The sequence below is a fragment of the Ramlibacter cellulosilyticus genome (genome assembly GCF_014297465.1).
Classification (GTDB): Bacteria; Pseudomonadota; Gammaproteobacteria; order Burkholderiales; family Burkholderiaceae_C; genus Ramlibacter; species Ramlibacter cellulosilyticus.
The window spans coordinates 54,603-69,833 of the sequence record NZ_JACORT010000007.1 but is presented as its reverse complement, the minus strand read 5'-3'; the positions used below and the strand labels follow the sequence as shown (position 1 = coordinate 69,833).

Sequence of the window (15,231 nt, the reverse complement as noted above, 5' to 3'; positions counted from 1 at the left end):
GAAACGAACATGGGCAAGGTCACCGGCTTCATGGAATTCGAGCGCATCGAGGAGGGCTACAAGCCCGTCCCCGAGCGCGTGAAGCACTACAAGGAATTCGTCATCGGCCTGGACGACCAGCAGGCCAAGGTGCAGGCCGCGCGCTGCATGGACTGCGGCACGCCGTTCTGCAACTCGGGCTGCCCGGTCAACAACGTCATCCCGGACTTCAACGACCTGGTGTACCAGCAGGACTGGAAGGACGCCTTCACGGTCCTGGACTCCACCAACAACTTCCCGGAGTACACCGGCCGCATCTGCCCCGCGCCCTGCGAGGCGGCCTGCACGCTGAACTACAACGCGGACCCGGTGGGCATCAAGTCGATCGAGCACGCGATCGCCGACCGCGCCTGGGAGAACGGCTGGGTGCAGCCGCGCATCCCGCGCATCAAGACCGGCAAGAAGGTCGCCGTGGTGGGCTCCGGCCCCGCCGGCCTGGCTGCCGCGCAGCAACTGGCGCGCGCCGGGCATGACGTCACGCTGTTCGAGAAGAACGACCGCCTGGGCGGCCTGCTGCGCTACGGCATCCCCGACTTCAAGATGGAGAAGCACCTGATCGACCGCCGCGTCGAGCAGATGAAGGCCGAAGGCGTCACCGTGCGCACCGGCGTGATGGTGGGCGAGCTGCCCAAGGACTCCAAGGTCACGAACTGGGCGAAGGAGACCATCTCGCCCAGGCAGCTGCAGGAACAGTTCGACGCGGTGGTTCTCACCGGCGGCGCCGAGCAGTCGCGTGACCTGCCCGTGCCCGGCCGCGACCTCGACGGCGTGCACTTCGCCATGGAGTTCCTGCCGCAGCAGAACAAGGTGAACGCCGGCGACAAGGTGAAGAACCAGATCCGCGCCGACGGCAAGCACGTCATCGTGATCGGCGGCGGCGACACCGGCAGCGACTGCGTGGGCACGAGCAACCGGCACGGCGCCAAGTCCGTGATCCAGTTCGAGCTGATGCCCATGCCGCCCGAAGAGGAGAACAAGGCGCTGACCTGGCCCTACTGGCCGTACAAGCTGCGCACGTCCTCCTCGCACGAGGAAGGCGTCACGCGCGAGTTCGCCATCGCCACGAAGGAATTCATCGGCGAGAAGGGCAAGCTCACCGGCCTGAAGACGGTGCACGTGGAGATGAAGGACGGCAAGTTCGTCGAGATCGCCGGTACCGAAAAGGAGTACAAGGCCGACCTCGTGCTGCTGGCCATGGGCTTCGTCAGCCCCGTGCAGACCATCCTGGAAGGCTTCGGCGTGGACAAGGATGCCCGCGGCAACGCGAAGGCGACCACCGACTTCCACGGCGGCTACGCCACGAACGTGCCCAAGGTATTCGCCGCCGGCGACATGCGCCGCGGTCAATCCCTGGTGGTCTGGGCGATTCGCGAGGGGCGCCAAGCTGCACGGGCCGTGGACGAATTCCTCATGGGCTTCTCCGACCTCCCTCGCTGAACCCTCGCAAATCGCCCCAAGGGGCGTCACGGAAACGCCGGGCTCGCCGCCCGGCGCGCGGGAAGGCCGACAGGCGGCCCGCGCCGTGGACGAATTCCTCATGGGATTCAGCGACCTGCCGCGTTAACGCCACAGCCGGGGCGGAGCTAAGCCTCCGCTCAGGCTGCTGCTCAGCAAAACACCTATCATTCCGGGTTTCCGCTAACGGCCGCCCGGTGCGGCCCGCTTCCTCGGGATGACCGAATCCGACCCGAGCGCGCTCGTCGAATGCCGCAACTTGCGCTTCGGCTACGACCAGCGGCGCATCCTCGATGACCTGAGCTTCACCGTGCCGCGCGGCAAGGTGACGGCGCTCATGGGCGCGTCCGGCGGCGGCAAGACCACCGTGCTGCGCCTGATCGGCGGGCAGGTCCGGCCGCAGTCGGGCGAACTGCTGTTCGACGGCCAGAGCATCCCCGCGCTGGACCGCGACGGCCTGTACCGCATGCGCCGGCGCATGGGCATGCTGTTCCAGTTCGGCGCGCTCTTCACCGACCTCTCCGTCTTCGACAACGTCGCCTTCCCGCTGCGGGAGCACTCCGGATTGCCGGAGAACCTGGTGCGCGACATCGTGCTGATGAAGCTCAACGCCGTGGGCCTGCGCGGCGCGCGCGACCTCATGCCCAGCCAGGTCTCGGGCGGCATGGCGCGGCGCGTGGCGCTGGCCCGTGCGATCGCGCTGGACCCGGACCTGATCATGTACGACGAGCCTTTCGCCGGCCTCGACCCGATCTCGCTCGGCACCGCCGCCCACCTGATCCGCCAGTTGAACGACACGCTGGGCATCACCAGCATCATCGTGTCGCACGACCTGGAGGAGACCTTCCGCATCGCGGACCACGTCATCGTGCTCGCCAACGGCCGCATCGCGGAGCAGGGCACGCCCGAGGCGGTGCGCCACTCCAGCGACCCGCTGGTGCACCAGTTCGTGCACGCGCTGCCGGAAGGCCCGGTGCACTTCCACTACCCCGGCCCGAGCGTCGCCGAAGATTTCAGCGAAGGGTTGGGGAAATGAGCTGGTGGCGTCCTTCCGACGTGGGCTATGCCGTGCGCACCAAGCTCGCCGACATCGGCGGCGCGGCGCGGCTGCTCGGCCAGCTGCTGGCGCTGGTCGGCCCGACCTTCGCACGCGCCCGGCTGCTGCGCGACCAGGTGCACTTCCTGGGCAACTACTCGCTCGCGATCGTGGGCGTGTCGGGCCTGTTCGTCGGCTTCGTGCTGGCGCTCCAGGGTTACTACATCCTGCAACGTTACGGATCGTCCGAGGCGCTGGGACTCATGGTGGCGCTCAGCCTGGTGCGCGAGCTCGGGCCCGTGGTGACCGCGCTGCTGTTCGCGGGCCGTGCCGGCACGTCGCTCACCGCCGAGATCGGCCTGATGAAGGCGGGCGAGCAGCTCTCTGCCATGGAGATGATGGCAGTCGATCCGGTGCACCGTATCCTTGCGCCCAGGTTCTGGGGTGGCGTGATCGCCATGCCGCTGCTGGCCGCGGTGTTCAACGCGGTGGGCATCCTCGGCGGCTGGGTCGTCGGCGTGGTGCTGATCGGCGTCGACCCCGGTGCGTTCTGGAGCCAGATGCAAGGCGGCGTCGACGTGTTCAAGGACGTGGGCAACGGCGTGATCAAGAGCGTGGTGTTCGGCATCGCCGTCACCTTCATCGCCGTGCTGCAAGGCTATGCGGCGAAACCGACGCCCGAAGGCGTTTCGCGCGCGACGACGCGCACCGTGGTGATGGCCTCGCTGGCCGTGTTGGGACTGGACTTCATCCTGACCGCGATGATGTTCAGCATATGAAAGGCCCACCCCCGAAGCGGCCTGCGGCCGCCTCCCCCTCAAGGGGGCGCCCCCAGCGGCCCGGCAAAGCCGGTTCCGCGGCGGCACTGGGTTCGGCTGCGGAGGCTTGGGTGCAGTGCCGGTAGTAGTAACGAGGAGAGTTTGATATGGAGCGCAACAAGAACGACGTCTGGGTGGGGCTCTTCGTCCTCGTCGGCGCCGCCGCGCTGGTGTTCCTGGCCCTGCAGGCGGCCAACCTGCTCACGCTGAGCTTCCAGCCGACGTACAACCTGAACGCACGCTTCGACAACATCGGCGGGCTCAAGCCGCGCGCCGCGGTCAAGAGCGCGGGCGTCGTGGTCGGCCGTGTGGAATCCATCACGTTCGATGACAAATCGTTTCGTGCGAGCGTCACGATGGCGCTGGAAAGCAGGTATCAATTCCCCAAGGACAGCTCGCTGAAGATCCTGACCAGCGGCCTGCTGGGCGAGCAGTACATCGGGATCGAGGCGGGCGCCGACGACAAGAACCTCGCCGCGGGCGATACGATCAACAGCACGCAATCCGCGGTCGTCCTCGAAAACCTGATCGGACAATTCCTCTACAACAAGGCGGCTGAGGGCCCGGCCCCAGCCGCCGCGAACAAGAAATGAAGACACCTCGCTCGGCAACGCGCACGTTCGCCGTCCTGGCGCTCGCCGGGGCGCTGGCCGGCTGCGCGAGCACGCCCAAGTCCAACCCGCGCGACCCGCTCGAGCCGCTGAACCGCCAGACGCACAAGTTCAACGAAGGCGTGGACAACGTGGTGCTCAAGCCCGTGGCCACGCTGTACCGCGAGAAGGTGCCGCCGCTCGTGCGCACCGGCGTGTCCAACTTCTTCGGCAACCTGGGCGACGCCTGGTCGGCCGTGAACAGCCTGCTGCAGTTCCGGCTGCAGGACGCCGAGGAGAACTTCGCCCGCTTCCACCTGAACACGATGTTCGGGGTGTTCGGCGTCTTCGACATCGCGAGCGACGTCAACATCGAGCGCCATCGCGAGGACTTCGGCCAGACCCTGGGCCGCTGGGGCGTCCCGGCCGGCCCGTACATCGTGCTGCCCCTGCTCGGCCCCTCCACGCTGCGCGACACGGTCGCCCTGCCGGTGGACTGGAAGGCGGACCTCCTGAGCGAGGTGCGCCCGATCGACGTGCGCAACGTGACCTACGGCGTGCGGGCGGTGGACACGCGGTCCAACCTGCTGCGCGTGAGCTCCGTGCTGGAAGAGGCGGCGCTGGACAAGTATTCCTTCACGCGCGATGCCTACCTGCAGCGCCGCCGCGCGGAGGTGTACGACCAGACCGAGGACGGCGAGGTCCCGCCCGGCCTGCCGAAGCTGCAGATCCTGCGGCGGGACGACGGCAAGGGGCAGGACGGCGATCCCAACGCCGGCAAATTGCCTCCGGTGGACGACGAGCCGCCCAAGGCGCCTCCGGCCCGCTGAGGTTGCACGCTGTTGCGATGGCCAGCAGCCCCTGCTGAACCTTGGGAAACTGCAGTGTTCCAAACGGGAGCTCCGGGCTTCGGCCCGGCTGAAAGGACAGAGATGAACCGACGTACCCTGGGCCGCCTCGCGGCGGCCGTGTTTGCCACCAGCCTCTTCGCGGGCCTGGCGCCGCTGGCGCATGCCGCCGACGAGGCGCCGGATGCCTTCATCAAGCGTCTCTCCGACGACGTGCTGGCCACGATCAAGACGGACAAGAACGTCCAGTCCGGCAACATCGACCACATCATGAAGGTGGTCGACGCCAAGATCATGCCGAACGTGAACTTCCAGCGCATGACCGCCGGCGCCGTGGGCCCGGCCTGGCGCCAGGCCACGCCGGAACAGCGCCAGCGCCTGCAGGACGAGTTCAAGCTGCTGCTGGTGCGCACCTACTCCGGCGCGCTGTCGCAGGTGTCGAACGAGCAGATCACGATGAAGCCCCTGCGCGCGGAGCCGACCGACACCGACGTCCTCGTGCGCAGCGAGATCCGCGGCCGCGGCGAGCCGATCCAGCTGGAATACCGCCTGGAGAAGACGCCGGGCCAGGGCGCCGGCTGGAAGATCTACAACCTGAACGTGCTGGGCGTGTGGCTGGTCGAGACCTACCGCAGCCAGTTCGCGCAGGAAGTCAACGCCAAGGGCATCGACGGCCTGATCGCCTCGCTCGCCGAGCGCAACCGGGCCAACGTCGCCAACGCCGGCAAGAAGGGCTGACGGCGTGCTGGTGCTCCCCGCCGAACTGACCCATGCCCAGGCCACCGCCTGCTGCCGCATGCTGGCGCAGGCGCTGCGCTCGGAGCCGGGTCGCGAGGCGGTGGCCGATGCCTCGGCCCTGCGCGACTTCGACTCCTCGGCGCTCGCCGTGCTGCTGGAATGCCGGCGCGAGGCACTGGCGCTGGGCAAGCAGTTCGCGGTGAGCCACATGCACCCGCGGCTGCGCGCGCTCGCCACGCTGTACGGCGTGGCCGAACTCCTGCCCGAAACCGCTGCCACCCCGGTCGCGGGCTGACCCCTCGCGGGCGGCGGGAAGGGCCGCGCCGTAAAATCGCGGGTTCCCCATGCCCGCCATCTCCTTCCAGTCCGTCTCCAAGACCTACAGCACCGCACGCGGCAAGTTCCAGGCGCTGGATGGCGTCTCCTTCGACATCGAGGAGGGCGAGTTCTTCGGCCTGCTCGGGCCGAACGGCGCGGGCAAGACCACCCTGATCAGCATCCTGGCCGGCCTCGCGCGCGCGACCTCCGGCCGCGTGCTCGTGCACGGCAAGGACGTCCAGCAGGAATACGCGGACGCCCGCCGGCAACTGGGCGTGGTGCCGCAGGAGCTGGTGTTCGACCCCTTCTTCACGGTGCGCGAAGCGCTGCGCATCCAGTCCGGCTACTTCGGCGTGAAGGACAACGACGCCTGGATCGACGAACTGCTCGCGAGCCTCGGTCTGGCGGACAAGGCCGGGTCCAACATGCGCCAGCTCTCCGGCGGCATGAAGCGGCGCGTGCTCGTCGCGCAGGCCCTCGTGCACCGGCCGCCCGTGATCGTGCTGGACGAACCGACGGCGGGGGTGGACGTGGAACTGCGCCAGACGCTGTGGCAGTTCATCGCGCGCCTGAACCGCGAAGGCCACACCGTGCTGCTCACCACGCACTACCTGGAGGAAGCGGAGGCCCTGTGCAGCCGCATCGCCATGCTCAAGACCGGCAAGGTCGTCGCGCTGGAGCGCACCAGCGACCTGTTGAAGGCGGCTTCGAGCAACGTGCTGCGCTTCAAGCTCGATGGGGCCCTGCCGCAGGAGTTCGAAGGCAAGGCCCGCGTGACGGGCCGCATCGTGCAACTGCCCGCGCACGACGCGCACGAGATCGAACAGCACCTGGCCGTGATCCGGCAGGCAGGCCTGCGCGTGGAGGACGTCGAGATCCGCAAGCCCGACCTCGAGGACGTGTTCCTGGACGTGATGACGGCGGAGCGGGGCAAGGTGGTCGCATGAGAAGAATGAACGCAGAGGTCGCAAAGGTCGCGCAGAGGTCGCAGAGGAAGTGCGTGGAAAGGTATTCCTCTGCGACCTCTGCGCTGTCTCTGCGACCTCTGCGTTCCATTTCCGGTTGCTCGAGGGCTTGTCCATGACCGGCTGGCAGACACTCCTGTACAAGGAAGTCCTGCGCTTCTGGAAGGTCAGCTTCCAGACCGTCGCCGCGCCCGTGCTCACGGCGTTGCTGTACCTCCTGATCTTCGGCCACGTGCTGTCGGACCGCGTGAAGGTCTACGACCAGATCAGCTACACGGCTTTCCTCGTGCCGGGGCTGGTGATGATGAGCGTGCTGCAGAACGCTTTCGCCAACAGTTCCTCCTCGCTGATCCAGAGCAAGATCACGGGCAACCTCGTGTTCGTGCTGCTGACTCCCTTGTCGCACTGGAGCTGGTTCATCGCCTACGTGGGCGCCTCCGTCGCCCGGGGGCTGTGCGTGGGGCTGGGTGTCTTCATCGTCACCGTGTGGTTCACGCACGTGAGCTTCGCGGCGCCGCTGTGGATCCTCGTCTTCGCGGTGCTGGGCGCGGGCATGCTCGGCACGCTCGGCGTCATCGCGGGGCTCTGGGCCGAGAAGTTCGACCAGATGGCTGCCTTCCAGAACTTCATCGTGATGCCGATGACGTTCCTCTCCGGCGTGTTCTATTCCATCCATTCGCTGCCCGAGTTCTGGCAGCGCGTGTCGCACCTCAACCCCTTCTTCTACATGATCGACGGCTTCCGCTACGGCTTCTTCGGCGTGAGCGACGTGTCGCCCTGGCTCAGCCTGGCGATCGTCGGCACGGCGATGCTGGCGGTGAGCGCGATCGCTGTCCACCTCCTGCGCATCGGCTACAAGATCCGAGGCTGAACCCCATGACTGCCGACCAACTCCGCTCCCTCATCGCCTCCGGCCTCGCCTGTGAACACATCGAGGTCGACGGCGACGGCCGCCATTGGTCGGCGGTGATCGTGTCAGCCGAGTTCGCCGGTTTGCGTCCTATCCAGCGGCACCAGCGCGTCTACGCCACCCTCGGTGCGAGAATGCACACCGACGAGGTACATGCCTTGTCGATGAAGACATTCACGCCCGCCGAGTGGCAGGCCCAACCTCGCTAAAGGCCCATGGACAAGCTCCTGATTCGCGGCGGCCGGCCGCTGAACGGCGAAGTGCGCATTTCGGGCGCCAAGAACGCCGCCCTGCCGGAACTCTGTGCGGCACTGCTGACCGCCGAGCCGATGACGCTGAAGAACATCCCGCGCCTGCAGGACGTGGCGACGATGCTCAAGCTCATCCGCAACATGGGCGCGACCGCCGAATTCAGTCCGGACGGCACCGTACGCCTCGACTCCAGCGAGCTGCACTTCCCGGAAGCGCCGTACGAGATGGTGAAGACCATGCGCGCCTCCGTGCTCGCGCTCGGCCCGCTGCTCGCGCGCTTCGGCGAAGCGACGGTGTCGCTGCCGGGCGGCTGCGCGATCGGCGCGCGCCCCGTGGACCAGCACATCAAGGGCCTGCAGAAGATGGGCGCCGAGATCGTGATCGAGCACGGCTACATGATCGCCAAGCTGCCCAAGGGCTGGACGCGCCTGAAGGGCGCGCACATCCGCACCGACATGATCACGGTCACCGGCACCGAGAACTTCATGATGGCCGCGGCGCTGGCCGAGGGCGAGACCATCCTCGAGAACCCGGCGATGGAGCCCGAGATCACCGACCTCGGCGAGATGCTGATCGCGATGGGCGCGAAGGTCGAGGGCCACGGCACCGGCCGCATCCGGATCGAGGGCGTGGAGAAGCTGCATGGCGCCACGCACAGCGTGGTGGCCGACCGCATCGAGTGCGGCACCTTCCTGTGCGCCGTCGCGGCCACCGGCGGCGACGTGTTCCTGAAGGACGGCCGCGCCGAGCACCTGGGCGCCGTGATCGACCTGCTCATCGCCGCGGGCGCGCAGGTGGAATCCGTCGAGGGCGGCATCCGCGTGCGCTCGCAGGGGCGCCTGGAAGCCCAGAGCTTCAAGACCACCGAATACCCCGGCTTCCCCACCGACATGCAGGCGCAGTTCATGGCGCTGAACTGCATCTCCGAGGGGGACGCCAAGATCACCGAGACCATCTTCGAGAACCGCTTCATGCACGTCAGCGAGCTGATGCGCATGGGTGCGCGCATCGACGTGGACGGCAAGGTCGCCATCAGCCACGGCGTGGAGAAGCTCTCCGGCGCCACGGTCATGGCCACCGACCTGCGCGCTTCCGCCAGCCTGGTCATCGCCGGCCTGGTGGCCGACGGCGAGACCCTGGTCGATCGGATTTACCATCTCGACCGTGGCTACGAGCAAATGGAAGCGAAACTCACGCAGCTCGGCGCCGATATCGAAAGAGTGAAATGAACCCTGCGGGCAAGCCCGCCATTACCCTGGCCCTCTCCAAGGGGCGCATCTTCGACGAAACCCTGCCGCTCCTGAAAGCCGCAGGGATTTCGGTTTTGGAGGACCCGGAGAAGTCGCGCAAGCTGATCATCGGCACGAGTGATCCGAATCTCCAGGTGGTGCTCGTGCGCGCCACCGACGTCCCCACGTACGTCCAGTACGGCGGCGCGGACCTCGGCGTGACCGGCAAGGACACCTTGATCGAGCACGGCGGCCAGGGCCTGTACCAGCCGCTGGACCTGCAGATCGCCAAGTGCCGCGTCAGCGTGGCGGTGCGCGCGGACTTCGACTACGCCTCCGCGGTCCGCCAGGGCTCGCGCCTGAAGGTCGCCACCAAGTACGTGAGCATCGCGCGCGACTTCTTCGCGGCCAAGGGCGTGCACGTCGACCTCATCAAGCTCTATGGCTCCATGGAGCTGGCGCCGCTGACGGGCCTGGCCGATGCCATCGTCGACCTGGTGTCGACCGGCGGCACGCTCAAGGCCAACAACCTCGTCGAAGTGGAGCGCATCATGGACATCAGCTCCCGCCTGGTGGTGAACCAGGCCGCGCTCAAGCTGAAGCAGGAACCCATCCGCCACCTGATCGACGTCTTTTCGAAAACCGTCGCAGCCTCCCAGAAATGACCCTCCCTGCCCGTCCCCTGCGCCTCGCCACCACCGACAGCGGCTTCGACGCCGCGCTGGCGGCGCGCCTGCATTGGTCGGCGGACACGGATGCTGGCATCGAGCAGGCCGTCGCCGACATCCTCGAGGACGTGCGCAAGCGCGGCGACGCCGCGGTGCTGGAGTACACGAACCGCTTCGACATGCAGGCGGCCGCCATGGCGGACCTGCAGCTGAAGCCGTCCGAGCTGAAGGCCGCTTTCGACGGCCTGCCGCCCAGGCAGCGCGCGGCGCTGGAATCCGCCGCGCAGCGCGTGCGCAGCTACCACGTGGCGCAGCGCAAGGCCTCCGGCGAGAGCTGGAGCTACCGCGACGAGGACGGCACGCTCCTGGGCCAGAAGGTGACGCCGCTGGACCGCGTCGGCATCTACGTGCCCGGTGGCAAGGCGGCGTACCCGTCTTCGGTGCTGATGAACGCGATTCCGGCGCACGTCGCCGGCGTCGGCGAGATCATCATGGTGGTGCCCACGCCGCGCGGCGAGAAGAACCCGCTGGTGCTCGCGGCGGCGCACGTGGCAGGCGTGACCCGCGTTTTCACGATCGGCGGCGCGCAGGCCGTGGCAGCGCTCGCGTACGGCACCGAGACCGTTCCGCGCGTCGACAAGGTCACCGGCCCCGGCAACGCCTACGTCGCCGCCGCCAAGCGCCGCGTCTTCGGCCAGGTGGGCATCGACATGATCGCCGGCCCCAGCGAGATCCTGGTGCTGGCCGACGGCACCACGCCGCCGGACTGGGTGGCCATGGACCTGTTCTCGCAGGCGGAGCACGACGAGCTGGCGCAGAGCATCCTGCTGTGCCCCGACGCGAACTACATCGAGCAGGTGCAGGCGGCCATCGACCGCATGCTGGGCGAGATGCCGCGCGCGGAGATCATCGCCAAGTCCCTCACGGGCCGCGGGGCGCTGATCCACACGCGCTCGATGGAAGAAGCCTGCGAGATCAGCAACCGCATCGCCCCCGAGCACCTGGAGATCGCCAGCCGCGACCCGCACCGCTGGGAGCCGCTGCTGCGCCACGCCGGCGCGATCTTCCTGGGCGCGTACACCAGCGAGTCGCTGGGCGACTACTGTGCCGGCCCCAACCACGTGCTGCCCACCAGCACCACGGCGCGCTTCTCCAGCCCGCTGGGCGTCTACGACTTCCAGAAGCGCAGCAGCCTCATCGAGGTCAGCGAAGCCGGCGCCCAGGTCCTGGGCACCATCGCCGCCGAATTGGCCTATGGCGAAGGCCTGCAAGCACACGCCCGCGCGGCGGAGCTTCGGCTGAAGAGGTAGTATTTCGAACAACAGAACGCAGAGGTCGCAGAGGTAACGCAGAGGTCGCAGAGAAGAAGACCTGTCCCGGATGTTTCTCTGCGACCTCTGCGAACCTTTGCGACCTCTGCGTTCTTTTCCCCGCACCCGTACCCACCGTCCATGACCGCCCGCCTCGACCGCCTCATCGCCACCCGCATCCGCCAGGACGTGCAGGGCATGCATGCCTATGCCATCCAGGACTCGCGGGGCATGGTCAAGCTGGATGCGATGGAGAACCCGCACCGGCTGCCGCCTGCGTTGCAGCGGGAGCTGGGCGAGCGGCTGGCCTCGGTGGCCCTGAACCGCTACCCCGGCGAGCGCATCGAGGACCTGAAGCAGGCGCTCGCGAAGCACGCCAAGCTGCCCGCCGGCTTCGGCCTGATGCTGGGCAACGGCTCGGACGAACTGATCTCGCTGCTGGCCATGGCCTGCGACGTGCCGGGCGCCACCATCCTGGCGCCGGTCCCCGGTTTCGTCATGTACGGCATGAGCGCGCAGCTGCAGGGCCTGAAGTTCGCAGGGGTGGACCTCACGCCCGACTTCGAGCTCGATGAGAAGGCCATGCTGGACGCGATCGCGCTGCACCAGCCCGCCATCGTCTACCTGGCCTACCCGAACAACCCGACGGCCAACCTCTGGAACGACGGCACGATCGAGAAGATCGTGGAAGCCGCGCCCGGACTGGTGGTGATCGACGAGGCCTACCAGCCTTTCGCCAGCCGCAGCTACCTCGATCGCGTGACGAGGCACGAACACGTGCTCCTGATGCGCACCTTGAGCAAGTTCGGCCTGGCCGGCGTGCGCATCGGCTACATGATGGGCCCCGAGCGGCTGATCCACGAGGTGGACAAGGTGCGCCCGCCCTACAACATCAGCGTGCTGAACGCCGAGGCGGCGCTCTTCGCGCTGGAGCACGAGGACGTTTTCGCCGCCCAGGCGGCGGACCTGAAGAAGGAGCGCTCGCGCCTGCAGTCCGCCCTGGAGGAAATGGGCCTGAAGTCGTGGCCCAGCGACGCCAACATGATCCTGGTGCGCGTGCCCGACCCCGCCGCCAGCTTCGAGGGCATGAAGGCCCGCAAGGTGCTCGTCAAGAACGTTTCTAGAATGCACCCATTGCTGGCCGGCTGCCTGCGCCTGACCGTCGGGACGCCCGACGAGAACACGCAGATGCTGTCCGCCCTGCAATCCACCCTATGAGAACCGCCGAAGTCACCCGCAACACCGCGGAAACCAAGATCACCGTCCGGGTCAACCTCGATGGCACCGGCCAGGCGAAGCTCGCCACCGGCATCGGCTTCTTCGACCACATGCTGGACCAGATCGCCCGGCATGGCCTGATCGACCTGGACATCCACGCCGAGGGCGACCTGCACATCGACGGCCACCACACCGTGGAGGACGTCGGCATCACCCTGGGCCAGGCGGTCTACAAGGCGATCGGCGACAAGAAGGGCATCCGCCGCTACGGGCACGCCTACGTGCCGCTGGACGAGGCGCTGTCCCGCGTGGTGCTGGACTTCTCCGGCCGTCCCGGCCTGATCATGAACGTGCCGTTCAAGAGCGGCATGATCGGCACCTTCGACACCCAGCTGGCCCACGAGTTCTTCCAGGGCTTCGCCAACCACGCCTTCGTGACGCTGCACATCGACAACCTGCGCGGCGAGAACGCCCACCACCAGTGCGAGACGGTGTTCAAGGCCTTCGCCCGGGCGCTGCGCTTCGCGGCGGAGCTCGATCCGCGGGCGGCGGGCACCATTCCTTCGACGAAGGGCAGCCTTTGACCCGTCGTGTCGTCGCCGTGGTGGACTACGGCATGGGCAACCTCCGGTCGGTCTCGCAGGCGGTCATGCACGTCGCCGCGCAGGACCCCACCATCACGGCCATCGTGACCTCCCGCCCCGAAGAGGTGCGCGCGGCCGAACGCGTGGTGCTGCCGGGGCAGGGGGCCATGCCGGACTGCATGCGCGAGCTGCGCGAGTCCGGCCTGCTGGAATCCGTGCTCGAGGCCGCCGCCACCAAGCCGCTCTTCGGGGTGTGCGTGGGCATGCAGATGCTGCTGGATCGCAGCGAGGAAGGCCCGACCGCCGGCCTGGGGCTGATCCCCGGGGAGGTGGTGCGCTTCCAGCTCGAAGGGCGCCTCCAGCCCGATGGCAGCCGCTACAAGGTGCCGCAAATGGGCTGGAACCGCGTGCGCCAGGCGCAGCCGCACCCCATGTGGGCGGGCATTCCCGACGACAGCTTCTTCTACTTCGTGCATTCCTTCTACGCGCGGCCGTCCGAGGCACGCCACAGCATCGGGGAATCCGAGTACGGCGTGCGCTTTACCTGTGCCGTGGGCCGCGATAATATTTTTGCGACCCAGTTCCACCCCGAGAAAAGCGCCGACCAGGGGCTCACCCTCTATCGCAACTTCCTGCACTGGAATCCCTGATCGCCCAGGAAGCGGTCTCCCGTCCTCCAGTCCCTGCAGCACACCCCCCATGCTCCTGATTCCCGCGATCGACCTGAAAGACGGCCACTGCGTACGCCTGAAGCAGGGCGACATGGACCAGGCCACCACGTTCAGCGAGGACCCCGCCGCGATGGCGAAGACCTGGCTGGACCGCGGCGCCCGTCGCCTGCACCTGGTGGACCTGAACGGCGCGTTCGCCGGCAAGCCGGTGAACTACGCCGCCGTGCGCTCCATCCTCAAGGCCGTCGGTGACGACATCCCCGTGCAGCTCGGGGGCGGCATCCGCGACCTCGACACCATCGAGAAGTACATCGACGGCGGCCTGCGCTACGTGATCATCGGCACCGCCGCCGTGAAGAACCCCGGTTTCCTGAAGGACGCCTGCACGGCCTTCGGCGGCCACATCATCGTCGGCCTCGATGCGAAGGACGGCAAGGTGGCCACCGACGGCTGGAGCAAACTGACCGGCCACGAAGTGGTGGACCTCGCGAAGAAGTTCGAGGACTGGGGCGTCGAATCCATCATCTACACCGACATCGGCCGCGACGGCATGCTCACGGGCATCAACGTCGACGCCACGGTGAAGCTGGCGCAGGCCCTGACGATCCCGGTCATCGCCTCCGGCGGCCTGTCCTCCATGCAGGACATCGAGGCCCTGTGCGCCGTGGAAGACGAAGGCATCGAGGGCGTGATCTGCGGCCGCGCGATCTACTCGGGCGACCTGGACTTCGCCCAGGCGCAGGCGCGGGCCGACGAACTCAAGGAATAGTCCTTGCTCGCCAAGCGCATCATCCCCTGCCTGGACGTCACCGGCGGCCGGGTCGTCAAGGGCGTCAACTTCGTGGAACTGCGCGATGCGGGCGACCCGGTGGAGATCGCCGCGCGCTACAACGAGCAGGGCGCCGACGAACTCACTTTCCTGGACATCACCGCCACCAGCGACGGGCGCGACCTGATCCTGCACATCATCGAGGCCGTGGCCTCGCAGGTGTTCATCCCCCTGACCGTCGGTGGTGGCGTGCGCACGGTGGAAGACGTGCGCCGCCTGCTGAACGCGGGCGCGGACAAGACCAGCTTCAACTCCGCCGCGGTGGCCAACCCCGACATCATCTCGGCGGCGTCCGCCAAGTACGGCGCGCAGTGCATCGTGGTGGCCATCGACGCCAAGCGCCGCAGCGCCGAGGACGCCGCCACCCGCGGCCCGGGCTGGGACGTCTACACGCACGGGGGCCGCCGCAACACGGGCCTGGACGCCGTCGCCTGGGCCACCGAGATGGCGAAGCGCGGCGCCGGCGAGATCCTGCTCACCAGCATGGACCGCGACGGCACGAAGTCCGGCTTCGACCTCGCGCTCACCCGCGCGGTGAGCGATGCCGTGCCGGTGCCGGTGATCGCCTCCGGCGGCGTCGGCAACCTCGATCACCTCGCCGACGGCATCCAGCAGGGCGGCGCCGACGCCGTGCTGGCCGCCAGCATCTTCCACTACGGCGAGTACACCGTCGCCCAGGCGAAGGCGCGGATGGCGGAGCGGGGCATCCCGGTCCGCACCTGAGCGCGGATCGCGGCGGCGTGTCGTGGGACA

The 15,231-nt window shown here is 67.9% G+C and carries 18 protein-coding genes; all 18 read left to right on the top strand.

Going from position 1 to position 15,231, the window contains the following annotated elements:
* Nucleotides 1–9 precede the first annotated feature (9 nt).
* The 18 genes from H8N03_RS16445 (at nt 10) to hisF (ending at nt 15,201) form a co-directional block, all read left to right on the top strand.
* Nucleotides 10–1,476, top strand: a complete 1,467-nt coding sequence (locus H8N03_RS16445) for a glutamate synthase subunit beta (protein WP_187077288.1) — start codon at nt 10–12, stop codon at nt 1,474–1,476.
* A 235-nt stretch (nt 1,477–1,711) separates the two neighbouring features.
* The gene (locus tag H8N03_RS16440) at nt 1,712–2,530 is read left to right on the top strand and encodes an ABC transporter ATP-binding protein (RefSeq protein WP_187077287.1); all 819 of its coding nucleotides are present in this window, start codon (nt 1,712–1,714) and stop codon (nt 2,528–2,530) included.
* The gene (gene mlaE, locus H8N03_RS16435) at nt 2,527–3,309 is read left to right on the top strand and encodes a lipid asymmetry maintenance ABC transporter permease subunit MlaE (RefSeq protein ID WP_187077286.1); all 783 of its coding nucleotides are present in this window, start codon (nt 2,527–2,529) and stop codon (nt 3,307–3,309) included. The genes H8N03_RS16440 and mlaE overlap by 4 nt, the downstream gene beginning before the upstream one ends.
* Before the next feature lie 146 nt (nt 3,310–3,455).
* Complete coding sequence (mlaD, locus tag H8N03_RS16430) at nt 3,456–3,941, top strand: outer membrane lipid asymmetry maintenance protein MlaD (protein WP_187077285.1); 486 nt, start codon at nt 3,456–3,458, stop codon at nt 3,939–3,941.
* Nucleotides 3,938–4,768 carry an MlaA family lipoprotein gene (locus tag H8N03_RS16425; RefSeq protein WP_187077284.1) on the top strand — a complete coding sequence of 277 codons (831 nt, stop codon included), beginning with the start codon at nt 3,938–3,940 and terminating at the stop codon, nt 4,766–4,768. Before mlaD ends, H8N03_RS16425 begins: the two co-directional genes overlap by 4 nt.
* A 102-nt stretch (nt 4,769–4,870) precedes the next feature.
* Nucleotides 4,871–5,524 carry an MlaC/ttg2D family ABC transporter substrate-binding protein gene (locus H8N03_RS16420; RefSeq protein WP_187077283.1) on the top strand — a complete coding sequence of 218 codons (654 nt, stop codon included), beginning with the start codon at nt 4,871–4,873 and terminating at the stop codon, nt 5,522–5,524.
* A 4-nt stretch (nt 5,525–5,528) separates the two neighbouring features.
* A complete protein-coding gene (locus tag H8N03_RS16415) occupies nt 5,529–5,819 on the top strand; it encodes an STAS domain-containing protein (RefSeq protein ID WP_187077282.1) in 291 nt (96 codons plus the stop codon).
* 49 nt (nt 5,820–5,868) lie between these two features.
* A complete protein-coding gene (locus H8N03_RS16410; protein ID WP_187077281.1) occupies nt 5,869–6,789 on the top strand; it encodes an ABC transporter ATP-binding protein in 921 nt (306 codons plus the stop codon).
* Between the two features lie 133 nt (nt 6,790–6,922).
* Entirely contained in the window at nt 6,923–7,678 is a 756-nt protein-coding gene (locus tag H8N03_RS16405; protein WP_187077280.1) for an ABC transporter permease, read from the top strand.
* 5 nt (nt 7,679–7,683) lie between these two features.
* Nucleotides 7,684–7,926, top strand: a complete 243-nt coding sequence (locus H8N03_RS16400) for a BolA family protein (RefSeq protein ID WP_187077279.1) — start codon at nt 7,684–7,686, stop codon at nt 7,924–7,926.
* A 6-nt stretch (nt 7,927–7,932) separates the two neighbouring features.
* Nucleotides 7,933–9,198 carry a UDP-N-acetylglucosamine 1-carboxyvinyltransferase gene (gene murA / locus H8N03_RS16395; RefSeq protein WP_187077278.1) on the top strand — a complete coding sequence of 422 codons (1,266 nt, stop codon included), beginning with the start codon at nt 7,933–7,935 and terminating at the stop codon, nt 9,196–9,198.
* The gene (gene hisG, locus H8N03_RS16390; protein ID WP_187077277.1) at nt 9,195–9,863 is read left to right on the top strand and encodes an ATP phosphoribosyltransferase; all 669 of its coding nucleotides are present in this window, start codon (nt 9,195–9,197) and stop codon (nt 9,861–9,863) included. Before murA ends, hisG begins: the two co-directional genes overlap by 4 nt.
* Nucleotides 9,860–11,176 carry a histidinol dehydrogenase gene (gene hisD / locus H8N03_RS16385; protein WP_187077276.1) on the top strand — a complete coding sequence of 439 codons (1,317 nt, stop codon included), beginning with the start codon at nt 9,860–9,862 and terminating at the stop codon, nt 11,174–11,176. Before hisG ends, hisD begins: the two co-directional genes overlap by 4 nt.
* Before the next feature lie 141 nt (nt 11,177–11,317).
* On the top strand, nt 11,318–12,394 hold the full coding sequence (gene hisC / locus H8N03_RS16380; RefSeq protein WP_187077275.1) for a histidinol-phosphate transaminase: 1,077 nt from the start codon (nt 11,318–11,320) through the stop codon (nt 12,392–12,394).
* Nucleotides 12,391–12,978 (top strand): imidazoleglycerol-phosphate dehydratase HisB, encoded by a 588-nt coding sequence (gene hisB / locus H8N03_RS16375; protein WP_187077274.1) that lies wholly within the window; start codon nt 12,391–12,393, stop codon nt 12,976–12,978. Before hisC ends, hisB begins: the two co-directional genes overlap by 4 nt.
* Nucleotides 12,975–13,628, top strand: coding sequence for an imidazole glycerol phosphate synthase subunit HisH (gene hisH / locus H8N03_RS16370; RefSeq protein ID WP_222623016.1), 654 nt, complete (start codon nt 12,975–12,977; stop codon nt 13,626–13,628). The genes hisB and hisH overlap by 4 nt, the downstream gene beginning before the upstream one ends.
* 49 nt (nt 13,629–13,677) lie before the next feature.
* Nucleotides 13,678–14,418, top strand: a complete 741-nt coding sequence (hisA, locus tag H8N03_RS16365) for a 1-(5-phosphoribosyl)-5-[(5-phosphoribosylamino)methylideneamino]imidazole-4-carboxamide isomerase (protein WP_187077272.1) — start codon at nt 13,678–13,680, stop codon at nt 14,416–14,418.
* A 3-nt stretch (nt 14,419–14,421) separates the two neighbouring features.
* On the top strand, nt 14,422–15,201 hold the full coding sequence (hisF, locus tag H8N03_RS16360; protein ID WP_187077271.1) for an imidazole glycerol phosphate synthase subunit HisF: 780 nt from the start codon (nt 14,422–14,424) through the stop codon (nt 15,199–15,201).
* Nucleotides 15,202–15,231: the final 30 nt, after the last annotated feature.